General features: G+C 32.2%; 2 protein-coding genes. Both read left to right on the top strand.

The window, feature by feature from the left end:
* Positions 1-129: 129 nt before the first annotated feature.
* Positions 130-2175, top strand: a complete 2046-nt coding sequence (locus tag KA814_RS13405; protein WP_210122800.1) for a heavy metal translocating P-type ATPase — start codon at positions 130-132, stop codon at positions 2173-2175.
* 12 nt (positions 2176-2187) lie between these two features.
* The coding region (locus tag KA814_RS13400; protein ID WP_245335678.1) for a multicopper oxidase domain-containing protein at positions 2188-3065 on the top strand (878 nt) is incomplete at its 3' end.

Below are 3065 nucleotides of genomic sequence, written 5' to 3'. Positions count from 1 at the left end.
ACAGAAAATGGTTATTTTCTGTACACTACAAAATAAAAAAGTCAAATGGTATATACCCATATACCGTATATGTTATACTCAAATTGTCTTGTTACTATCTTTAAAAATATAAAATTAGGAGGTTTAATTTTGTCGAATAACAAAAAACGCCAAAATCATGAGCATCATAGTCATCAAGAACATGAAAATCACACTAGTCATGGTAATCATGAACATCACCATCATGGAAATTTTAAAAGTAAATTCTTTATTTCTTTGATTTTTGCGATACCGATTATTATTTTATCGCCCATGATGGGAGTTAAATTACCGTTTCAAATTTCATTTACAGGGTCAGATTGGATTGTATTAATTCTTGCTACAATTCTATTCTTTTACGGAGGAAAGCCATTTTTATCAGGGGCTAAAGATGAAATTTCAACTAAAAAACCTGGAATGATGACGCTTGTTGCTCTAGGTATTTCAGTAGCTTATATTTATAGTTTATACGCCTTTTATATGAATAACTTTAGTAGTGCAACTGGTCATACAATGGACTTTTTTTGGGAATTAGCAACCTTAATTTTAATTATGCTATTAGGACATTGGATAGAAATGAATGCTGTCGGAAATGCTGGAGATGCTTTAAAGAAAATGGCAGAACTGTTACCTAATAGTGCTATTAAAGTTATGGATAATGGCCAACGCGAAGAAGTTAAAATATCAGACATCATGACTGATGATATCGTCGAAGTAAAAGCCGGAGAAAGCATTCCAACAGATGGTATTATCGTTCAAGGACAAACATCTATAGATGAATCCCTAGTCACTGGAGAATCTAAAAAAGTACAAAAAAATCAAAATGACAACGTCATCGGGGGTTCTATTAATGGGTCTGGAACAATACAAGTCAAGGTTACAGCTGTGGGAGAAGATGGATATCTTTCTCAAGTTATGGGACTTGTTAATCAAGCACAAAGTGATAAATCTAGTGCTGAATTGTTATCTGATAAAGTAGCGGGTTATTTATTCTACTTTGCTGTAAGTGTTGGCGTGATTTCTTTTATTGTCTGGATGCTCATTCAAAATGATGTTGATTTTGCATTAGAACGTCTTGTAACTGTGTTAGTCATTGCTTGTCCACATGCTTTAGGCTTGGCAATACCTTTAGTCACTGCACGTTCTACTTCAATTGGTGCACATAATGGTTTAATTATTAAAAATAGAGAGTCTGTAGAAATAGCTCAACATATCGATTATGTAATGATGGATAAAACTGGTACTTTAACTGAGGGTAACTTTTCTGTGAATCATTATGAGAGCTTTAAAAATGATTTGAGTAATGATACAATATTAAGCCTTTTCGCCTCATTAGAAAGTCAATCTAATCACCCATTAGCTATAAGTATTGTTGATTTTGCGAAAAGTAAAAATGTTTCATTTACTAATCCACAAGACGTTAATAATATTCCAGGTGTCGGATTAGAAGGTCTAATTGATAATAAAACATATAAAATAACAAATGTCTCTTATCTTGATAAACATAAACTTAATTATGACGATGACTTGTTTACTAAATTAGCTCAACAAGGTAATTCAATCAGCTATTTAATTGAGGATCAACAAGTCATTGGCATGATTGCTCAAGGAGATCAAATTAAAGAAAGCTCAAAACAAATGGTAGCTGATTTACTATCAAGAAATATTACACCAGTCATGCTTACAGGTGACAATAATGAAGTGGCACACGCTGTCGCAAAAGAATTAGGTATTAGTGATGTCCACGCACAACTCATGCCAGAAGATAAGGAAAGCATTATAAAAGATTATCAAAGTGACGGTAATAAAGTCATGATGGTCGGAGACGGTATCAACGATGCGCCGAGTCTTATAAGAGCCGATATTGGTATAGCAATTGGTGCAGGCACAGATGTTGCAGTGGATTCAGGTGATATCATACTTGTTAAAAGTAATCCATCAGATATCATTCATTTCTTGACCCTTTCAAATAATACTATGAGAAAAATGGTGCAAAACTTATGGTGGGGTGCAGGTTATAATATTGTTGCTGTACCTTTAGCAGCTGGTATTTTAGCATTTATTGGCTTGATTTTATCACCTGCAATAGGTGCTATTTTAATGTCTTTAAGTACAATTATCGTTGCAATTAATGCCTTTACTTTAAAATTAAAATAAAAGAGGTGTAAAATGGATAAAAAAAAAATATTTACAGTTCTTGCTGCTTTGTTTTCCATGTTACTTATATTATCTAATGATATATTAGCAGAAAGTAAGCAGAACATGAATATGACAGAAGACAAACAAAAACAGAATGATGAAATGGATATGGGAGGAAATGATGAAATGGATATGGGAGGAAATGATGAAATGGATATGGGAGGAAATGATGAAATGGATATGGGAGGAAATGATGAAAGAAAAAAACTTAATTCTTCACAAGGAAAAAATGAAATAACATTTCCCAAAGTTTTAGAGCCTAAAAAAGATAACAATGGTTATAAAAGTTATACATTAAAAGCGCAGAAAGGAAAGACAGAATTTTACAAAGGTAATTTCTCTAACACTTTAGGATACAATGGAAATTTACTTGGGCCAACTTTAAAATTAAAAAAAGGAGATAAGGTTAAAATTAAGTTAGTCAACAACTTAGATGAAAATACAACATTTCATTGGCATGGGTTAGAAATAGATGGAAAAGTGGATGGAGGCCCTTCTCAAGTTATAAAACCAGGAAAAGAAAAAACAATAAAATTTGAGGTTAAACAAGAGGCTTCTACATTATGGTATCATCCCCATCCCTCCCCAAATACAGCTAAACAAGTTTATAATGGTTTATCAGGGTTATTATATATAGAGGATGACAAAAAGAATAATTATCCTAGCAATTATGGGAAAAATGATTTGCCTATAATAATCCAAGATAAAACATTTGTATCTAAAAAATTAAATTATACAAAAACGAAAGATGAAGATGGTACTCAAGGTGATACAGTCCTTGTGAATGGGAAAGTAGATCCTAAATTAACAACAAAAGAAGGAAAAATACGTTTGAGACTTTTAAATGG

It is taken from the genome of Staphylococcus sp. GDY8P196P (genome assembly GCF_017891705.1).
Taxonomy (GTDB): domain Bacteria; phylum Bacillota; class Bacilli; order Staphylococcales; family Staphylococcaceae; genus Staphylococcus; species Staphylococcus ureilyticus.
This window is presented reverse-complemented; position numbering and strand designations above follow the sequence as displayed.